The organism is Frigoribacterium sp. CFBP 8766, from assembly GCF_014841435.1.
Taxonomy (GTDB): domain Bacteria; phylum Actinomycetota; class Actinomycetes; order Actinomycetales; family Microbacteriaceae; genus Frigoribacterium.
Genome location: NZ_JACYTX010000003.1, coordinates 202,243 through 220,775 on the forward strand (window position 1 = coordinate 202,243; position 18,533 = coordinate 220,775).

Annotated in this window: 14 protein-coding genes; 11 read left to right on the plus strand and 3 right to left on the minus strand. The window is 74.5% G+C overall.

Annotated features, from left to right (window positions below; all coding sequences use genetic code 11):
* Positions 1 to 123: 123 nt before the first annotated feature.
* From IFT90_RS12500 to IFT90_RS12515, 4 genes are all read left to right on the plus strand, one after another.
* The gene (locus tag IFT90_RS12500; RefSeq protein ID WP_192042532.1) at positions 124 to 1,302 is read left to right on the plus strand and encodes an ROK family protein; all 1,179 of its coding nucleotides are present in this window, start codon (positions 124 to 126) and stop codon (positions 1,300 to 1,302) included.
* Positions 1,303 to 1,381: 79 nt separating this feature from the next.
* Complete coding sequence (locus IFT90_RS12505; RefSeq protein ID WP_192042533.1) at positions 1,382 to 1,951, plus strand: helix-turn-helix transcriptional regulator; 570 nt, start codon at positions 1,382 to 1,384, stop codon at positions 1,949 to 1,951.
* Positions 1,948 to 3,099: a serine hydrolase domain-containing protein gene (locus tag IFT90_RS12510; RefSeq protein ID WP_192042534.1), complete on the plus strand. Its 1,152-nt coding sequence runs from the start codon at positions 1,948 to 1,950 to the stop codon at positions 3,097 to 3,099. The genes IFT90_RS12505 and IFT90_RS12510 overlap by 4 nt, the downstream gene beginning before the upstream one ends.
* Positions 3,096 to 3,461, plus strand: coding sequence for a hypothetical protein (locus tag IFT90_RS12515; RefSeq protein ID WP_192042535.1), 366 nt, complete (start codon positions 3,096 to 3,098; stop codon positions 3,459 to 3,461). The genes IFT90_RS12510 and IFT90_RS12515 overlap by 4 nt, the downstream gene beginning before the upstream one ends.
* A gap of 178 nt (positions 3,462 to 3,639) precedes the next feature.
* On the opposite strand, the gene IFT90_RS17620 is transcribed toward IFT90_RS12515, so the two are convergent.
* Both IFT90_RS17620 and IFT90_RS12525 read right to left on the minus strand, forming a co-directional pair.
* The gene (locus tag IFT90_RS17620) at positions 3,640 to 4,392 is read right to left on the minus strand and encodes a L,D-transpeptidase family protein (protein ID WP_371741076.1); all 753 of its coding nucleotides are present in this window, start codon (positions 4,390 to 4,392) and stop codon (positions 3,640 to 3,642) included.
* 30 nt (positions 4,393 to 4,422) lie between these two features.
* Positions 4,423 to 5,781, minus strand: coding sequence for a GDSL-type esterase/lipase family protein (locus IFT90_RS12525; RefSeq protein WP_192042536.1), 1,359 nt, complete (start codon positions 5,779 to 5,781; stop codon positions 4,423 to 4,425).
* Positions 5,782 to 5,984: 203 nt separating this feature from the next.
* On the opposite strand from IFT90_RS12525, the gene IFT90_RS12530 reads away from it, so the two are divergent.
* From IFT90_RS12530 to deoC, 7 genes are all read left to right on the plus strand, one after another.
* The gene (locus IFT90_RS12530; protein WP_192042537.1) at positions 5,985 to 8,531 is read left to right on the plus strand and encodes an excinuclease ABC subunit UvrA; all 2,547 of its coding nucleotides are present in this window, start codon (positions 5,985 to 5,987) and stop codon (positions 8,529 to 8,531) included.
* 78 nt (positions 8,532 to 8,609) lie between these two features.
* Positions 8,610 to 9,260 carry a TetR/AcrR family transcriptional regulator gene (locus IFT90_RS12535; RefSeq protein WP_192042538.1) on the plus strand — a complete coding sequence of 217 codons (651 nt, stop codon included), beginning with the start codon at positions 8,610 to 8,612 and terminating at the stop codon, positions 9,258 to 9,260.
* 100 nt (positions 9,261 to 9,360) lie between these two features.
* Entirely contained in the window at positions 9,361 to 11,982 is a 2,622-nt protein-coding gene (locus IFT90_RS12540; protein ID WP_192042539.1) for an MMPL family transporter, read from the plus strand.
* Between the two features lie 178 nt (positions 11,983 to 12,160).
* Positions 12,161 to 13,378: a DUF2254 domain-containing protein gene (locus IFT90_RS12545; protein ID WP_192042540.1), complete on the plus strand. Its 1,218-nt coding sequence runs from the start codon at positions 12,161 to 12,163 to the stop codon at positions 13,376 to 13,378.
* Positions 13,379 to 13,552: 174 nt separating this feature from the next.
* The gene (locus tag IFT90_RS17625) at positions 13,553 to 14,935 is read left to right on the plus strand and encodes an alpha/beta hydrolase (RefSeq protein WP_192042541.1); all 1,383 of its coding nucleotides are present in this window, start codon (positions 13,553 to 13,555) and stop codon (positions 14,933 to 14,935) included.
* The gene (locus IFT90_RS12555; protein ID WP_192042542.1) at positions 14,932 to 16,569 is read left to right on the plus strand and encodes a GMC family oxidoreductase; all 1,638 of its coding nucleotides are present in this window, start codon (positions 14,932 to 14,934) and stop codon (positions 16,567 to 16,569) included. Before IFT90_RS17625 ends, IFT90_RS12555 begins: the two co-directional genes overlap by 4 nt.
* On the plus strand, positions 16,566 to 17,264 hold the full coding sequence (gene deoC / locus IFT90_RS12560) for a deoxyribose-phosphate aldolase (protein ID WP_123546959.1): 699 nt from the start codon (positions 16,566 to 16,568) through the stop codon (positions 17,262 to 17,264). The genes IFT90_RS12555 and deoC overlap by 4 nt, the downstream gene beginning before the upstream one ends.
* A gap of 507 nt (positions 17,265 to 17,771) precedes the next feature.
* Here deoC and aztA read toward each other — a convergent pair.
* Positions 17,772 to 18,494: a zinc ABC transporter ATP-binding protein AztA gene (aztA, locus tag IFT90_RS12565; protein WP_192042543.1), complete on the minus strand. Its 723-nt coding sequence runs from the start codon at positions 18,492 to 18,494 to the stop codon at positions 17,772 to 17,774.
* Positions 18,495 to 18,533 lie beyond the last annotated feature (39 nt).

Consider the following 18,533-nt stretch of genomic DNA (forward strand, 5'->3'; position numbering starts at 1 on the left):
CTCCTCGGGCGGGGTCGCGTGCGGCCGAGGTGGTCGACCTCGACGTTTATTTGTAGTGCGCAACGATCTGATCGGTCAAGCAGGTGGGCCGTCACTACACTGCTGATCGTCGGAGGAGGCACCGTGGGAGACGAGACCGGGACGGGTCCTGCCGCGACGCCCGCCTCCCTCCTGCCGCGGCGGGGCACCGGTCACCAGGTGGTCGTCGAGCTGCTGCTGCACGGCCCGCTGACCCGCGGCGGGCTGGGCCTCGCGCTCGGGCTCACGCCGGGCTCGGTGACGCGCGCGGTCCGGCCCCTGCTCGACGCCGGGGTGGTGTCCGAGCTCGGCCCGGTGCTCGGCCCCGGCCTCGGCCGACCGGTGACCCCGCTCGACCTGGTCGTCGACCGCGACGTCGTCGTCGGCGTCAAGATCACCACGGGGCGGGTCTGGGGCGTGGTCGCCGGCCTGCGCGCCGAGGTGCTGCACGACGCGTCCGTCGAGCTCCCCTCGACGGATCCGGGCGTCGTCGTCGCCGCGGTCGCCGATCTCGTGCGCCGACTGCTCGCCCTGTGCCCGGACCGAGCCGTCCACGGGGTCGGGGTGAGCGTCGGCGGACAGCTCGACGCAGAGGGCCGCGTCTCGGTCGCGCCGCTGCTCGGCTGGGTCGACGTCGACCTCGGCGCCGCCCTCCGGCAGCGCCTCGACCTGCCCGTCGTCGTCGACAACGACGTCGTCTCGCTCGTCCGCGCCGAGCGCTGGCTCGGGGCCGCGCGCGACCTCGACCGCTTCGCGCTGGTCACGATCGGCGCCGGCCTCGGCTACGCGCTCGTCGTCGGCGGGGAGATCCTCGAGCTGCCGTCGAGCGCGCGGAGCCCGATCGCCCACGTGCCCCTCGGCATCGGCGACGGCGTGTGCGACGAGGGCCACCGGGGGTGCGCCTCCTCGGTGCTGGCCGTGCCGGCCGTGCTCGACCGGGCCGCCGGGGCCCTCGGGCGGGGCGGCGACGTCTCGCTCGACGACCTGCTGGCCGCGCACTCGTCCGGGCAGGCCGGGGCGACGGCCGTCGTCGAGGAGGCGGCGGAGGCGCTGGGTGCGCTGCTCGCGCTCGTCGCCGACCTGGCCTGGCCGCGCGCGATCGTCGTCACGGGCGACGGGATCGGGCTGGCCCTGGCGGGCCGCGACGTCGTCGACACGGCGATGCGGGCTCGTCGGGCTGCGGACGCGGAGCCCGTGACGGTCGACCTGCAGGCGACCGGGTTCACGCGGTGGGCGCGGGGCGCGGCGGTCGCGGCGGTCGAGACGTTCGTCGTCGGCCGGTGACCGCCGGGTCCTTCCGCTGCAGGACGCCCAGGTCTCCATATCTGCTGACTTCCTCCGTAATTCTGGCTATGGTGGAGTGATGATCCCTACCGATCCTGTCCGCGCCGAGCTCGACGAGCTGCGCGAGACCCTGGCCGGAGCCCTCGCGCGCCTCGACGTGCTCGAGCAGGCGGCCGGTGCCGGTGCCGGTGCCGACGAGCCGGTGGGCGCCTCCTCGGCTCCTGCTGCCGCGGGCTCCTCGGCCGACGTGTTCTGGGCGCTCGACGGCGTCAAGCAGCGCCTCGACCCCCCGGGAGGCATCGTCTTCGCGGGCTCCGTCGCGGTGCCCGCGGGCCCCGTCGACTGGCAGATCACGCTGACGACCGACGGGCTGCTGTCCGCCGACTGGGCGCAGGTCGCTCCGTCGCTCGCCGCGCTCGGCAACGCCACGCGGCTCGGCCTGCTGCAGGCGGTCGTGGGAGGTGCGGACACGGTCGCGCAGATCTCGGCCGAGGGAGGCCTCGGGTCGACCGGGCAGCTGTACCACCACCTGGGGCAGCTGGTCGCGACGGGGTGGCTCGTGGCCGTGGGTCGGGGGCGCTACGCCGTGCCGCCCGAGCGGGTCGTGCCGTTGCTCGTCGTGCTCGGCGCCGCGGGGAGGACCTCGTGAGCGGGGCCGAGCGCACCGGACGCACCACCGGCAGCAACGGCGGCACCGTCGGCAGCACGGGCCGTGGCGGCCGTGGCGGGCGCCGCGTCGTCGCCGCCGTGGTCGCGGGCGTCGTCACGCTCGGCCTCGGCGCCGCCGCGATCCCGCGCCCGCCGTCGCTCTCGACCGAGGCGACCGGCGACGAGGCGCTGATCCAGCGGGTCCGCGACGAGCTGCCCGCCGGCGCCTTCGACCGGCTCGCCGTCGCGGTCGTCGACGGCGACGAGGTCACCCGTGCCGAGTTCGGCACGGCCACGGGGCCGGGGGCCGACGAGTTCGAGATCGGGTCGGTGACGAAGACGGTCACCGCCTCCTTGTACGCGGTCGCCCAGCAGCGCGGCGAGGTGCAGCGCGAGAGCACGCTCGGCGAGCTCCTCGGGGTGACGGGCGACGCCTCCTCGATCACCCTCGAGGAGCTGGCGACGCAGCACAGCGGCCTGCCGCGGCTCCCCGCCGACCTGCCGTTCACGGGGCGGGTGCTTCTCTCGAACTTCTCGGGTGCCGACCCGTACACCGACGACGTCGCCGCGCTCGTCGGGCAGGCCTCGCGGGCCGAGGTCGACGACGAGAAGCCGTACGGCTACTCCAACTTCGGGATGGCTCTGCTCGGGCAGGCGCTGGCCGCGGCGGCCGACACGCCCTGGGAGCAGCTCGTCGCCGAGCGCGTCGCCGAGCCGCTCGGCCTGGCCGACACGTACGCGCCGGGCGACCCGGACGGGCTCCGCGCGGACGCGCCCACCGGCTTCACGTCGAGCGGGCGGCACGCGGACGCCTGGACGATGCGGGCCTTCGGCCCCGCCGGCAGCGTCCGCTCGACCCTCGACGACATGGTCGCCTACACGATGGCGCAGCGCGACGACCGGGCCCCGGGAGTGATCGCGACCGAGCCTCTCGTCGAGGCGGGCGGCGGGGGCGCAGAGATCGGCTGGGCGTGGATGACGACGCCGCACGACGGCGACGGCACCTCGACCTGGCACAACGGGATGACGGGCGGCTACGCGAGCTTCGTCGGCTTCGACCGTGACTCCGACCGTGCGGTGGTCGTGCTGAGCAGCTCGGCCGTCAGCCTCGACGACCTCGCCTTCGAGCTGCTGGAGGAGGAGAAGTGACCTGGATCTCGGCCGTCGTCGTCGGCGTGCTCGCCCTGTTCGTGCCGGGGGCCTTCGCGTTCTCGGTCTGGACCGCGAAGGAGGCGCGGCGCACCCGCAGCCGCGTCGACCTGCTGATCGCCGCGCTGAACTCGGTGGTGGTCCTGGTGGTGCTGCACCAGCTGCTGCCCTGGAGCTCGGTCCCCGTGGCGCTCTGGCTGCTGCCGGTGCTGCTCGTCGCGGCCGGCGTGGTGGGCGCGGTGCTGCGCTGGCCGGCTCTGCCGTGGCTGCGGCCCGACCGGTCGCGTCGGCGGATCGTGGCGGACGTCGTGCTGGAGGTCGTCGTCGCGGCTGCGGTCGTGGTGGTGCTGATCGTCCTCTGAGGCGGGCCGGTCGGTCGGCCATGGCGGGCTCGCGCGGCGCAGATGCCGACCGTGGGCGCTGCAATACGTGGATATCCGGGTGTTGCAGGGCCCGTGCGGCGCGAACGGTCGGCATTTGCGGGCCCCACGCCGAGGAGGAGCCCGGGCCCGGCGCCGAGCGCGCGCGCGGCCGGGCCCGCTACGTGATCGTGATCGGCGTGCCGAGCGGGAGCATCGCGGCGAGCTCGCTGATGTCGGCGTTCGAGAGGCGGATGCAGCCGTGGCTGGCGGCCTGGCCGATGCTGGCCTCGTCGTCCGTGCCGTGCAGGCCGATCTGCCCGGGGCCTCCGCCGAACGAGTTCAGGGCGTCCGAGAACGCGGAGAGCCCGTAGGCGAACGGCCCGTAGCCCTGGTTCGTCGGGGCGAGCAGCTCGGTCAGGTAGAACGACCCGGTCGGCGTCGGCGTGCCGCCGGTGCCGGTCGCGACCGGGAACGACTTCTTCTCGACGCCGGCGTCGTAGAGCACGAGCGTGTTGCTCGTCGTCGAGGCGACCAGGGCGTAGGAGGTGGTGGTCAGGGTCACGGCGGAGGCCGGCACCCAGCCGCTGCTCCCGTTCGGACGCTGCGCGACGGAGACGTTCACCCAGTCGCCCTCCTGGCCGAGCACGAGCAGCACGAGCGGTGCCCCGGACGCCTGCGGGTTGTCCAGGGTGGTCGTCACGGCGCCGTCGGGGGCGTCGTGCACCTCGACCGACCGGCCCGTGACGCTCGCGACGGTCGACGTCGAGGGGACGGCGGGGGCGGCGCTCAGCGTCGGTGTCGGCGCGGGCGCGGTGGCCGACCGGGTGGAGCTCGGAGACGGACGGTCGGGCTCGTCGTCGGCGGTGGAGCACCCCGCGAGGAGGGCGGCGGAGAGCACGACGGCGGCGAGGGGAGCGAGGCGACGGAGCACGGCGTCAGTCTACGTGGACGTGACGAAGTCTCAGGCGGCCGCTCGGCGGAACAGCTCGCGCTCGATGTCGAGCGCGAAGCCGCGGAGCAGCTCGACCTGGAGGTCCGACACGTCGCGGGGCTGCGGATCGAAGACGCACAGAGCCCCGATCCGCGTGCCGTCGGCCGTGTGGACGGGCCAGCCCGCGTAGAAGCGGATGTCGTTGCGGGGCAGGTCGAGCCCCTCCTGCCAGGCGTCCGACACGACGAACGGCTCCTCCGAGCGGATCGTCGTGACGCAGAACGACTCGCTGAGGGGCATGGCCGTGGCCGACCCGAGCGTGCTGACCACGGCCCACTGGTGGTCGTCGAGCACCAGGTCGAAGGCGGCCCCGTCGGTCGAGAACGCCTCCCTGGCCCGGTCGGTGATGTCGTGCAGGGCCGCCGTCGGCTCGGCCTGGACGAGCCCCGAGGAGCTGATCGCGTCGAGCCTGACCCGCGCGGGCTGGGGCCGGTTCCGCGCCCGCTGCGGCGAGTCGGTCCGGGCGCGCTGGGCGTGCAGCAACGGCGCCACGTGCTCGCTGAGCGCGTCGGCCCACTGCTCGTAGAGACGGCCGGTGGGGTCGTCGACGCCGCCGGGCGCCTCCTGGGCCCCGATCCTGTGCGGCGCGGCAGATGCGGCCGACCCGTCGTGCCCCGCAGGGACGGCAGGCAGCGCGAGGTGCGTGACGCGCGCGTGATCGGCGCAGACGCGATCGGCGACGTCGCGGAGCACCCGAGCGTGCCGGTCGGCGGCGGGCGACGGGTGCAGCCCGAACGTCGAGAGGGCGTCCGACAGGGGGGCCGAGACCACGACCACCCGCGCGCACGGCCGGAGCCTGGCCAGGAGCGAGGTCACGAGCGCGTCGAGCTCGCGGCCCCAGGCGCGCGGCGAGCGGAGCGTCACGGCGTCGGCAGCTCCGAGCGTGACGACGACCACGTCCCAGTTCTCGAGGAACAGGTCGTCCAGGGCCTCACGGATCGCGGGGAGGCGGTGGGTCGGCTCCGCGAGGGAGGCCACGTGGGAGCCGCGGCCCGTGCGGCGAGCCAGCCGACGGGAGACGCGTCCCGGCAGGGCGAGGTCGTGCGAGCTGGTGCCCCAGCCGACGGCCGGCCCTGCTCCGACGACGAGCACCCGGTCGGGGTCGACGCCGGCGCCGGCGCCGAAGGGCACGTCGCTCGGACGCGGCGTCGACGTCGCCCTGGCGCGGAGCCTCGCGTACCGCGCGGCCGAGGCAGGGGCGCGGAGGAGGCGGCCGGCGGTCGTCGCGAACCGGTCCGGTCGGCCGCCGATCGCGCCGCCTGCGCTGCTGCTGCCGCTGCCGGCGGCGCCGGTGCCGCCTCCGCTGCCTGTCTTCGTCGTCGTCGACATGGTCCGTCTCCCTGATCGCGTCGTGCTCGCGAGTCGGTGAGCAGCAGCGCTGCCTCGCGTCCGGCACCCCCCGGTGCCGTGCCTCCACGGTAGCCACGCCGGGGCGGACGGACAAGGTCGTCTGCCCCTCTCGCAGCGAGCTGTCGGTCTCGGCGACCCGCCGGCCCGGACCCGCTGCCGCAGCACCGCCTACCATCGCCCGGATGCCCTCCTCACGCTCGCGCGCCTCCTCGACACCCGCCGACGCGACCGCGGACGCACCCGCCGACGCACCCGTGGCCGCATCGGCGGCCGCGCCCGCCGACGGCTTCGTCCGCGTCCGCGGCGCCCGCGAGAACAACCTGCGCGACGTCGACGTCGACGTGCCCCGCGACCGCATCGTCGCGTTCACCGGCGTCTCCGGCTCGGGCAAGTCGTCGCTCGCGTTCGGCACGATCTTCGCGGAGGCGCAGCGCCGGTTCCTGGAGTCGGTCGCGCCCTACGCCCGCCGCCTCATCGCCCAGGGCAGCACCCCGCACGTCGCGTCGATCACCGGCCTGCCGCCCGCCGTCGCCCTGCAGCAGCGTCGCGGCGCGCCCAGCTCGCGGTCGACCGTCGGCACCCTCACCACCCTCTCGAACTCGACCCGCATGCTCTGGTCGCGCGCGGGCAGCTACCCCGAAGGCGCCGAGCGGCTCGAGTCCGACTCCTTCTCGCCGAACACCGTCGCGGGCGCCTGCCCGCGCTGCCACGGGCTCGGCATCGCCCACGAGGTGACCGAGGCGTCGGCGGTGCACGACGACTCGCTCAGCATCCGCGAGGGCGCCATCGCCGCCTGGCCCGGCGCCTGGCAGGGCAAGAACCTGCGCGACGTCACCGCCGTGCTCGGCCACGACATCGACCGCCCGTGGCGCGAGCTGCCGAAGGCCGACCGCGACTGGCTCCTCTTCACCGAGGAGCAGCCCGTCGTCGAGGTCGTCCCGCAGCGCGACCGAGTGGCGAAGCCGTACAAGGGCCGGTTCTGGAGCGCCCGGGCCTTCGTGCTGCACACCCTCGCCGACTCGCAGAGCGAGACGCAGCGCGCCAAGGTGCTGCAGTTCGTCGAGTCGGGCCCGTGCTCGCTCTGCGGCGGCACCGGACTGACGCGGGCGGCGCTCGCCGTGACCTTCGCCGGCCGCACGATCGCTGAGCTGAACGGGCTGCCCCTGTCCGAGGTCGCCGAGGTGCTGCGGCCGACCGCCTCGCTGGCGCACGCGACCGCGGCGACCTCGCGGGCCTCCTCGGGCGAGGGCACCGAGGTGGCCGTCACCATCGCGCGCGACCTGCTGTCACGGGTCGAGGTGCTCACCGGCCTCGGGCTCGGCTACCTCAGCCTCGACCGCGCGACGCCGACGCTCTCGCCGGGCGAGATGCAGCGGCTGCGGATCGCGACGCAGCTGCGCTCGGGGCTCTTCGGCGTCGTCTACGTGCTCGACGAGCCGAGCGCGGGCCTGCACCCGGCCGACGCCGAGTCGCTGGTCGAGGTGCTCGAGGCCCTCCGCGCCGGGGGCAACAGCGTGTTCGTCGTCGAGCACGACATGGAGATCGTCCGTCGCGCCGACTGGGTCGTCGACGTCGGGCCGGGCGCCGGCACCGGGGGAGGCGAGGTGCTCTACAGCGGCCCCGTCGACGGCCTCGCCGACGTCGAGGCGTCGGTCACCCGCCGGTTCCTCACGCCGCGTCGCGCGGCGGTCGCGACGTCGGCCCCGGGGCACGAGGAGAAGCCCGAGGAGGCGCGCGAGACCGCCCAGGACGCGCCCGCCTCCCGTGCCCCGCGCGTCCCCGCCGCGTGGCTCGAGCTGCGCGACGTCGCCCGGCACAACCTCCGTGCCCTCGACGTCGACGTGCCGCTCGGGGTCCTCACCGCCGTCACGGGCGTGTCCGGCTCGGGCAAGTCGAGCCTCGTCGGCGGCGTCCTCGCCGAGCGCGCGACCGAGCACCCGCTCGTCGACCGCGTGGTGCAGGTCGACCAGGCGCCGATCGGCCGCACCCCGCGGTCGAACCTCGCGACGTACACCGGCCTCTTCGACGCGGTCCGCGCCTCCTTCGCGGCCACCGACGAGGCGAGGGCCCGCGGCTGGGGAGCCGGACGGTTCTCGTTCAACGTGGTCGGCGGCCGCTGCGAGGTCTGCCAGGGCGAGGGCTCGGTCACGGTCGAGCTGCTGTTCCTGCCGGGCAGCTGGGCGCCCTGCCCCGAGTGCCACGGCGCGCGGTACACCGCCGAGACGCTCGAGGTGACCTGGCACGGCGCGACGATCGCCGATGTGCTCGGGATGACCGTCGACGAGGCCGAGGGGTTCCTCGGCGACGTGCCGGCCGCCTCCCGCGCGCTCTCGACGCTGCGGCAGGTCGGCCTCGGCTACCTGCGGCTGGGGCAGCCGGCCCCCGAGCTGTCGGGCGGCGAGGCCCAGCGGATCAAGCTCGCGACCGAGCTGCAGCGGATGCGCGGCGGCCACACCCTGTACCTGCTCGACGAGCCGACGACCGGCCTGCACCCCGCGGACGTCGAGCTGCTCGTCGCGCAGCTGCAGCGGCTGGTCGACGCAGGCAGCACGGTCGTCGTGGTCGAGCACGCGATGGACGTCGTCGCGGCCGCCGACCACGTGATCGACCTCGGCCCCGGCGGGGGAGACGCGGGCGGGCAGGTCGTCGCGACGGGCACGCCGGGCGAGGTCGCCGCGTCGCGAGCGAGCCGCACGGCCCCGTACCTCGCGCGGGCCCTCGGCCGCTGAGGGGCCCGGCCGAACTTCCCAGCGATTCCCCACCTGGGCGCCGTGCACCGAGTGCGTCGCTGCACTTAGTGTAGGCAGGTGCCCACGACCGCTCCCGCCCTCGACCGACGCGCCGCCCTCAAGGCGCGGCACCGTCAGGCGATCCTCGACGCGGCCGACGCGCTGATCGCCGAGCGCGGCGCCCCGCGCTTCAGCGTCGACGAGCTCGCCGACCGTGCCGACGTGTCGCGCCGCACGATCTTCAACCACTTCGCGAGCCTCGACGAGGTCGTGATGACGCTCGGCACCGTGGCGATCACCGACGCCGTCGACGAGTTCCAGTCGGCCACCGCGGCCGTCGCGACGCCTGCCGTCGCCGGCACCCGCGCCTCCTTGTTCGACGAGGTCGCGCTCGCCCTCCGCGGCATCGACCTGCCCGCCGTCATCGCCTACCTGTGGCGCGTGCTCGACGGAGACGCTGAGGGCAACGGGGCGCCGAACGTCATGCAGGACGTCTTCTCGCGCGCGACCGAGCAGCTCTCGGCCGACGCGGCCCGCCGCAGCATCGACGTCGACGAGCTCGACGTCGAGCTGCTCGTCAGCTCGGTCATGCACGGCATCGCGGTCATCGCGGTGCACTGGGTCAGGCGCACGGAAGGCTCGCTCGACGACGCTTCCCGTGAGGTCTGGGCCGAGTTGTTCGACCGGCTGATCGCGACCGTGCGCAGCGGCTACGCGCCTCCTGCCTGACCTGCCCGACCCCCACCTCCTTCCCGACGACGCGACGCGAGGCTCCACCACCCCACGGACCGACCACCGGCCCACCGCACCACCAGGAGGACGACCGCCCATGGCATCCCTGCTCTACCGACTCGGCCGGCTGTCGGCCCGACGCGCCTGGGTGGTGATCGCCGCCTGGATCGTCGTGCTCGGCCTCGCCGGCGGCTCGTTCGCCCTCTTCGGCGGCACGCTCACCACCGCCGTGAGCATCCCCGGCACGAAGACGCAGGAGGTGTCGGACCAGCTCGCCGACAAGTTCCCGCAGGCGAGCGGCGGCACGGGCTCGGTCGTGTTCACGACCAGCGACGACAGCGCCTTCAGCGCCGACCAGCAGGCCGACATCGTCTCGCTGCTCGGCAGGATGACCGACCTCGACGACGTCAAGGGCACGGTCGACCCGTTCGCCACGCAGGCACAGCTCGCCGACCAGCAGGCGAAGATCGACGCCGGTCGTCAGCAGATCGCCGACGGCCGCACCCAGATCGAGTCGGGCCAGGCGCAGATCGACGCCGCCCAGGCGCAGCTGACCGCGGGCCAGCAGCAGCTCGACGCCGCACGGGCGCAGGCCGGGGCCGCCGGCCAGCTCGCCGCCGCCCAGGCGCAGCTCGACGCGCAGCAGGCCCAGATCACGGCCGGTCAGCAGCAGATCGACACGCAGCAGTCCACCCTCGACTCGAGCCTCTCCGAGCTCGAGACGCAGGAGACGACCCTCGAGGACGGCGCCTCGCTGCTCGACCTCTCGTCCGGCATCCGCCAGGTGTCGGAGGACGGCACCACGGCCGTCGCCACCGTCCAGTTCGACAAGGCGCTCAACCTGGTGCCCTCCGAGGCGAAGGAGGCGGTCGTCTCGCACCTGGAGGACGCCGACATCGCCGGCGTCGACGTCGAGGTCTCGAACGACATCGCCGCGACGATCCCCGAGATCCTCGGCCCGGGCGAGGTCGGCGGCGTGATCATCGCCGCGATCGTCCTGTTCGTCATGCTCGGCACCCTGATCGGCGCCGGCCTGCCCCTGCTCAACGCCCTGGTCGGCGTCGGCGTCGGCGTGCTCGCCTCGCTGTCGCTCTCGGGCGCCGTCGAGATGCTCTCGGTCACGCCCGTGCTGGGCGTGATGCTCGGCCTCGCGGTCGGCATCGACTACTCGCTGTTCATCCTGAACCGGCACCGCACGCAGCTCAAGGCCGGCGTGCCGCTCGACGAGTCGATCGGGCTGGCCAACGGCACGTCCGGCAACGCCGTCGTGTTCGCCGGCTCGACCGTGCTCATCGCCCTGCTCGCCCTCAACCTGACGGGGATCCCCTTCCTCGGCCTGATGGGCACCGTCGGCGCGGTCTGCGTGTTCGTCGCCATCCTCATCGCGATCACGCTGACCCCGGCGCTGCTTCGCCTGGTCGGCCCGCGCATCCTCACGAAGAAGGCGCGTGCCGCGGTCGGCCGCACCGGCGCCGTGAAGGTGCCGTCGACGCCGATGGGCACCGGCCGTGCCGTGCTGACGCTGATCGCGGGCGTCGCCGTGCTCCTGATCATCGCCATCCCAGCGCTGTCGATGCGCCTCGGCCTCCCGGCCGGGTCGTCGGAGCCCGTCGACTCGAGCGCCTACCAGGCGTACAAGATCGTCGAGGACAAGTTCGGCGCCGGCGTCAACGGGCCGCTGCTCGTCGTCGCCGACCTCGACCAGGCCGTCTCGGACGACGACCTCGTCGCCGAGCAGGTGCGCGTCGGCACCGAGCTGGCCGCCCAGGACGACGTCGCCGCGATCGCCCCGATCGGCGCCTCGGACGACGACACCCTGCTCGCGTTCCAGGTCGTGCCCGAGGGCGGGCCGACGGCCGAGTCGACCGAGCAGCTGGTCCGCGACCTGCGCTCGCTCGACGTCGAGGGCGTCTCGTCGCTCGGCGTGGCCGGCAACGCGTCCGGCAACATCGACGTCAGTGAGAAGCTCGCCGCGGCCCTGCCGCTGTACCTGCTCGTCGTCGTCGGGCTGTCGCTGATCATCCTGATCTTCGTGTTCCGGTCGATCCTCGTGCCGGTGACGGCGACGCTCGGGTTCGTCCTGTCGCTGTTCGCCGCGTTCGGCGGCGTGACCGCGGTGTTCCAGTGGGGCTGGCTGGGCCCGGTGTTCGGGGTGCACGACCCCGGCCCGATCCTGAGCTTCCTGCCGATCCTCATGGTCGGGGTGCTCTTCGGGCTCGCGATGGACTACCAGCTGTTCCTCGTCAGCGGCATGCGCGAGTCGTACGCCCACGGATCGCCGGCACGCCTCGCCGTCCAGCGCGGCGTCCACGCCGGGCGGACCGTGGTCATCGCGGCGGCGCTCATCATGGCCGCGGTCTTCTCGGGCTTCGTCTTCTCGAACTCCGTGATGATCCAGTCGATCGGGCTGGGGCTCGCCCTCGGCGTGCTCGTCGACGCGTTCGTCGTCCGCCTGCTGCTGATCCCCGCGGTGATGCACCTGCTCGGCGACGCCGCGTGGTGGATCCCGAAGTGGCTCGACCGCATCCTGCCCGACGTCGACGTGGAGGGCGCGTCGCTCGAGCGGTCGCACCCGGCTGCGGGTGCTGACGGCGGTGCGGGCTCGGGCTCCGGCACCGGCTCTGGTTCGTCGGAGGCCGTGTCGCACGTCGCGGCCGAGGCGCCCGTCGACGCCGAGACGTCGACCCGGCACCACGGGGACGGCGCCCACCGGGCCTGACCCGTCCCCCGGGCCACGGCCCGACCAGCGTCGAGGAGGCGCGGTGCGGCACCCTGCCGCGCCGCGCCTCCTCGTCTGCGTGCCCGACCTGGGCCGGGCCGTCGAGGGCACGACCGGGCACAGTATGGGGCATGCTCCTCTGCCGCGTCCGCGCCTCCTCCGCCCTCGAGGCCCGGCCGTGAGGGCCGTCCTGCTCCGCGCGCGGGAGTCGTTCTGGTTCTTCCCGGCGCTGCTCGGCGTCGTCGCGATCGCGGCGGCCGAGCTGCTCGTCGCCGTCGACCGCGGCCTGATCGGCGGCGGCACGGTCGGCCTGCCGTTCCTCGATGCGCTGAGCGCGAGCGGCGGACGGTCGCTGCTCTCGATCATCGGCTCGTCGATGCTGACGGTGGCGGGCACCTCGTTCTCGATCACCATCTCGGTGCTCGCGACGACGTCGTCGACCTACGGGCCGAGGCTCGTCCGCAACTTCATGGCCGACCGCGCCAACCAGCTCGTGCTCTCGGCCTTCACCTCGACGTTCCTCTACGCGATCGTCGTGATGCGCTCGGTGCACACCGAGGTCGACGGCGCCGACGCGTTCGTGCCGCTGCTCGCCGTGCACGGAGCCGTGCTGCTCGGCGTGGTCGACGTCGGCGTGCTCGTCTTCTTCATCCACCACATCGCGACGTCGGTGCAGATCACGTCGCTGCAGCAGCAGGTGCTCGGCGACCTGCGCGCGGCGGCCGACCTCGCCTACCCGGCCTCGCCCGGCGTCCGCGTCACGACCGACCCACAGGAGGCGCCCCGCACGACGGCCGCGGTGCGCACCGACCGGGACGGCTACGTCCAGGCCGTCGACTGGCCTCGGCTCGTCCGCGTGGCGGCCGACGCCGACACGGTCGTGGTCGTGTGCGCGATGCCCGGCAGCTGGGTCATCGTCGGCGACGAGCTCGTGGGCACGACGACGACCGCGTCGTCCGCCACGGCGACGGCGATCCGCGCCTGCGTGACGCTCGGCCCGTCGCGGACCCCGCACCAGGACGTCGACTACGCGCTGCAGCAGCTCGTGGAGATCGCCGTGCGCGGCCTGGCCTCCGGCACCAACGACCCCTACACGGCGGTCAGCGCGCTCGACATGTCGACGGCGGTCCTCGTGCCCGTGTGGCGCGGACGCGACCGCGTGACCGGGCACCGCGACGCCGACGGGGCGCTCCGCGTCGTCGTCGGGCTGCCGTCGGTCGAGTCGCTCGTCGACTCGGTCGTGGCGGGCGTCGAGACGTACGGCTCCGACCAGCCCGCCGTGGTCGCGGCGGCGCGCCGGCTCGTCGGGCGCCTGCGGGACGTGTCGCCGGAGCGGCGGCTCGGCACGGTCGACGAGCTCGAGCGACGGCTGGCGGCGTTGCCGGCCGCTATCTGAGCGACCCGGCGCCGCGTGCGCGCGCTCGCGCTCGCCCGGCCCGACGTACCCCGGCGGGAGGCGGCTGTCTGGGAGGTCCGTCAGCCGCGCGTTCGTAGTGTCGGCGGTGCCTCGTAGCGTTCGTCGTGGCCCCGCCGTCCGGGGGCACCGCGCCGAGGCCCTCGAGGAGCAACCGTGAACACACCCGTCGACGCGTCCCGTCCGACCATCTTCTTCCTGCACGCCCTGGGCATGAGCGCGCGCGAGTTCGACGGCGTCGCCGCCCGGCTCGCCGACACGGCCGACGTGGTCGCGCTCGACCTGCCCGGCTTCGGCGACGCGAGCGCCGCCTCCGGCGTCTCCGTCGACGACATGGCCGCGCTCGTCGTCCGCAAGGTCCGGCGCCACGCGCCCGGCCGCTGGCTGCTGGTCGGCCACAGCATGGGCGGCAAGATCGCCTCCGTCGTGGCCTCCCGGGCCCTCGCCGGCGAGCACGGGCTCTTCGGCCTCAGCGGCGTCGTGCTGCTCGCGGCCTCGCCGCCGACGCCCGAGCCGATGAGCGACGACGACCGCGCCGAGAAGCGCGCGATGGCCGACGGCGGGGCGCTCGACGCCGCCTCGGCTCGTGCGTTCGTCGACGCGAACGTGGGTGCGCCGCTCGACCCGACGTCCGACGCGACCGCCGTCGGCGACGTCCAGCGCGCCTCCGCCGAGGCCTGGACGGCCTGGTTCGACCGCGGCAGCCGTGAAGACTGGTCCGAGGCGGTCGGCGTGCTCGACGTGCCCGCCGTGATCCTCGCGGGCGGCAGCGACGGCGACCTCGGCGAGGCGGCGCAGCGTGAGCTCAACGGCCGCGTCTACCCGCGGGCCCAGGTGCACGTGCTCGAGGGTGCAGGGCACCTGCTGCCCCTCGAGCGTCCCGACGAGGTCGCCGCCGCGATCCGCGACTTCTGGCGCGACGAGGCCGGCACCGGCCCGGTCGTGCCCGTCGACGTGGTCCGCACCCTCGCCTCCTCCCGTGTCAGCACGCAGACCCGAGCGCTGCACGCGCGGCGCGTCCTGGCGGACGACCCCCGCTACGCCCCCGTCGTGCTCGACGAGGTGCAGCTGCGCACCCTGCGTGAGCTGAGCGACCGCGTCGTCCCGCAGCGCGCGCCCGAGCCTCGCCAGGCGATCGACCTGGCCGCCCGCGTCGACGCCCAGGTCGGCTCCGGTCGTGGCGACGGCTGGCGCAACGCCGCCCTGCCGCCCGACCCCGAGGCCTACCGCCGCGGGCTCGACGAGCTGGCCGGCTTCGGCGACCTGCCGCGGGCCGATCAGGACGCCCTCGTCACGGCGGTCGTCGCCGGCGAGCACGAGCCCCGCGCCGACGACTTCACGGCCGAGCAGCTGACGCTCTGGTTCGAGGACTGCCGGGTCGACCTCGTCCGCACGTGGCTGTCGCACCCGGCGACGATGTCGCGCATCGGCTACGACGGCTACGCGAACGGCGGCGACGGGCCGCGGTTCCAGGGCTTCCAGCTGCTGGCCGCCGATGCCCGAGAAGCGTGGGAACCGACCATGGAGGCAGCACGATGAAGCTCGACGACATGACCACCTACGGGCACGACGAGGTCGTCGACGCCGTCGTCGTGGGCACCGGCGCGGGAGGCGCGCCCCTGCTGGCGAAGCTGGCGGCGGCCGGCCTGCGCGTCGTCGCGATCGAGGCAGGGCCGAACTTCGACCCCGAGCTGTACACGAACGACGAGGACGCGGGCACGGCCATCAACTGGATGGACGAGCGCCTCAGCGACGGCGACGACCCGAACGCGTTCGGCCCGAACAACTCGGGCCGTGGCGTCGGCGGCTCGACCCTGCACTGGGGCGCCTTCGTGCCCCGGCCCGACGAGCGCGACCTGCACCTGAAGACCGTCACGGGCAAGGGCGTCGACTGGCCCGTCGACTCCGCCGAGGTCACGCGCTACATCGAGCAGGTCGAGGCATTCGTCGGCGTCTCGGGGCCGAGCGACTACCCGTGGGATCCCTCGCGGCACTACGCCTACCCGCCCGCGGGGCGGAACGCGGCGGCCGACATGATGGTGCGCGGCTGTGACGCCGTCGGCATCCGCACCGCCGACGCCCCCGAGGCGCTCATCACGCACGACCACCACCAGGAGCACGCCGGCCTCCGGCACGCCTGCGTCAGCTGCGGCAGCTGCCACCAGGGCTGCCGAAACGGCGCCAAGGTCAGCATGGACGTCACGTACCTGCCGAGCGCGGTCGCCCACGGCGCCGAGATCCGGCCCGACTCGACGGTGACGGGGATCGACACCGACGACAGCGGCGAGGTCACGGCCGTCGTCTATGTGCACGACGGCGTCGAGCACCGGCAGCGAACCGCCGCCCTGTTCCTCTGTGCCGGCGGCGTCGAGACCCCGCGGCTGCTGCTGCACACCGGCCTCGCGAACAGCAGCGGCCAGGTCGGTCGCAACTTCATGGCCCACGGCGCGACCCAGGTCTGGGGCACCTTCGAGGGCGAGATGCGCGGGCACCGCGGCTACCCGTCGTCGATCATCACCGAAGACCTACGGGCGCCTGCCGATGCCGACTTCGTCGGGGGCTACCTCATCCAGAGCCTCGGCGTCCCGCCGCTCACGCTGGCCACGACGCTGGTGCGCGGCGGCGGGCTCTGGGGCGACGAGCTGGCCGACGTCATCGGGGGCTACCGCCACCTGTCGGGCATCGGCATCAACGCCGAGTGCCTGCCGAGCGACGACAACCGCCTCGTGCTCTCCGACGAGCTCGACGAGGTCGGCGTGCCCAAGGCGCGCATCTCGTTCACGGCGGGCCCGAACGAGCAGGCCATCGACGAGCACGCCATCCGCACGATGACGTCGATCGTCGAGGCCGCGGGCGGCACCGACATCCGGGTCCTGGCCCGGACGGCGCACACCCTCGGCACCTGCCGCATGGGCGACGACGCGGCCGACGCCGTGGTCGACCCCGACGGCCGCAGCTTCGACGTGGCCAACCTGTGGGTCTGCGACAACTCGACGTTCCCCAGCGCCGTCGTGGCGAACCCCGCCCTGCTGCAGATGGCGATGTCGCTCCGCACGGCCGACAGGTTCCTCTCCCAGCACCCGACGGCCTCGGTCGTCGAGGTGCGTGACGGCGGGGCCGACGGCGACGCGGCGCAGGACGGTGCGGCTGACCGCCGTACCCTGGTCTCATGACCGAGACGACCCTCACCAGCGCCGACGCGGCGCGCCTCATCGACCACACCCTGCTCAAGCCCGAGGCGACCCGCGCCGACGTCGACGCCCTGATCGCCGAGGCCGTCGAGCTCGGCACGTACTCGGTCTGCGTCTCGCCGTCGATGCTGCCCCTCGTGCTGCCCGAGGGCGCCGACCTCAAGGTCGCCGTCGTCGCCGGGTTCCCCAGCGGCAAGCACACCTCCGCGGTCAAGGCCGCCGAGGCGGCCGAGGCCGTGCGTGCCGGGGCCGACGAGGTCGACATGGTCATCGACGTCGGCGCCGCGGTCGCCGGCGACTACGCCTCCCTCGAGGAGGACATCGCCGCCGTCCGCCAGGCCGTGCCGGCCCCGACCGTGCTCAAGGTCATCATCGAGTCGGCCGCGCTGAGCGACGACGCGATCGTCGGTGCCTGCAAGGCCGCCGAGTCGGCCGGCGCCGACTTCGTCAAGACCTCGACCGGGTTCCACCCGGCCGGCGGTGCGTCCGAGCACGCGGTCCGGCTGATGGCCGAGACCGTCGGCGGGCGCCTCGGCGTCAAGGCCTCGGGCGGCGTGCGCACCCTCGCCGACGCGCAGAAGTACGTCGCCGCCGGTGCCACGCGCCTGGGCGTCTCGGGGTCGCGGGCGCTCCTCGCCGACTCGGCCGCCGCCTCCTCGGGGGCCGGTTCGTACTAGTCCCTGAGCGTCTCTCGGAGGTCATGTCCCTGCCGCCGACCGCCCCTGCCGCCCACAGCCTCTGACGCCGCCGAGTCAACGGAACACCTGCTCGTCTGCCGGTGTCGCGCCCACTCGGCGGTGTCCGAGCCCGGGCGATGCTGGCAGCTCAGGGGCTGCCGGTTCAGCGGGCGACGCGGGGCTCGGCGATCAGCGCCGCGTGCGGGCGTGATCCGGGTCGGTGCGCGTCGTCGTCTCGAGTACGGAGCTCGCGCTGCCCGCACCCCGCGGACCCACGCACACCCTTCGGCGCGCGCGAGGGTGCCCGCGGGTTCGAGGGGTGCGGACGCAGCTGGCGCCGCGGCGCCGGCGCCGGCGCCGCACGCGGTGCAGCCCCGACGACGCGCTGCACCCCCGATCGTGCACTGCACCCCCGAATTCGAGGGTGCGGTGCACGACCGGGGGTGCGTCGAGATGTGTCCGGCGGTGGCGGCGCCGCACGCGTGGCGCGCACCCGCGTAGCCGCGCTCACGCCACGCGGCGACCGTCCACGAGGTGCACGACGTCGATGCCCGGCCCGCGCAGGGCGTGGTCGTGCGTCGCCTCGACGACGGTCGCTCCGCGGGCGAGCTCGGCGTCGACGGCTCCGCGGATCAGCGCCGTGGCGGCGGCGTCGACCCCGGCCGTCGGCTCGTCGAGCAGCAGCAGGTCGGCCTGGCGTGCCAGTCCCTGGGCCACGAGCACGCGCTGCCGCTGCCCGCCCGACAACGCCGCCAGCGGACGCCGGGCGAGGTCGGCGACGTCGAGGGCCTCGAGGCAGTCGTCCACGACGGAACGGTCCCGACGCCCCATCGGCCGCCAGGCACCGAGCGACCCCCACCTCCCCATCGCGACCGTCTCGCGCACGGTGATCGGCAGGCGGTCGGTGACCGCGCTCCGCTGGACGACGAACGCCGTCGTGCCGGAGGCGGGCAGGGCGACCTGCCCCTCCACGTCGCGGTGGGTGCCGGCCAGCACGCCCAGCAGCGTCGACTTGCCCGACCCGTTCGGGCCCACGAGCACCGTCAGCCGGCCGCCGAGCACGTCGACGTCGACTCCGCGCAGCGCGGTGCGTCCGTCGTGGTGGGCGCTGACGCCGAGGAGGCGCGCGACCGTCCCCGAGGTCGGCTCTGCGAGGCGAGAGTCGGGACGGGAAGCGAGGCGGGAGGGGAGGTCGGAGGCCGGTGCGAAGGGTCCCGGTGCGATGTTCATGCCTTGATCATACTGATAATCGTTTTCATGTATGGTCGT

Coding starts and splice junctions, on each gene's coding strand:
- deoC (WP_123546959.1), top strand. CDS start 16,566: ATGACCGAGACGACCCTCACCAGCGCCGACGCGGCGCGCCTCATCGAC.
- IFT90_RS12530 (WP_192042537.1), top strand. CDS start 5,985: ATGCCCTCCTCACGCTCGCGCGCCTCCTCGACACCCGCCGACGCGACC.
- IFT90_RS12555 (WP_192042542.1), top strand. CDS start 14,932: ATGAAGCTCGACGACATGACCACCTACGGGCACGACGAGGTCGTCGAC.
- IFT90_RS12525 (WP_192042536.1), bottom strand. CDS start 5,781: ATGTCGACGACGACGAAGACAGGCAGCGGAGGCGGCACCGGCGCCGCC.
- aztA (WP_192042543.1), bottom strand. CDS start 18,494: ATGAACATCGCACCGGGACCCTTCGCACCGGCCTCCGACCTCCCCTCC.
- IFT90_RS12505 (WP_192042533.1), top strand. CDS start 1,382: ATGATCCCTACCGATCCTGTCCGCGCCGAGCTCGACGAGCTGCGCGAG.
- IFT90_RS12540 (WP_192042539.1), top strand. CDS start 9,361: ATGGCATCCCTGCTCTACCGACTCGGCCGGCTGTCGGCCCGACGCGCC.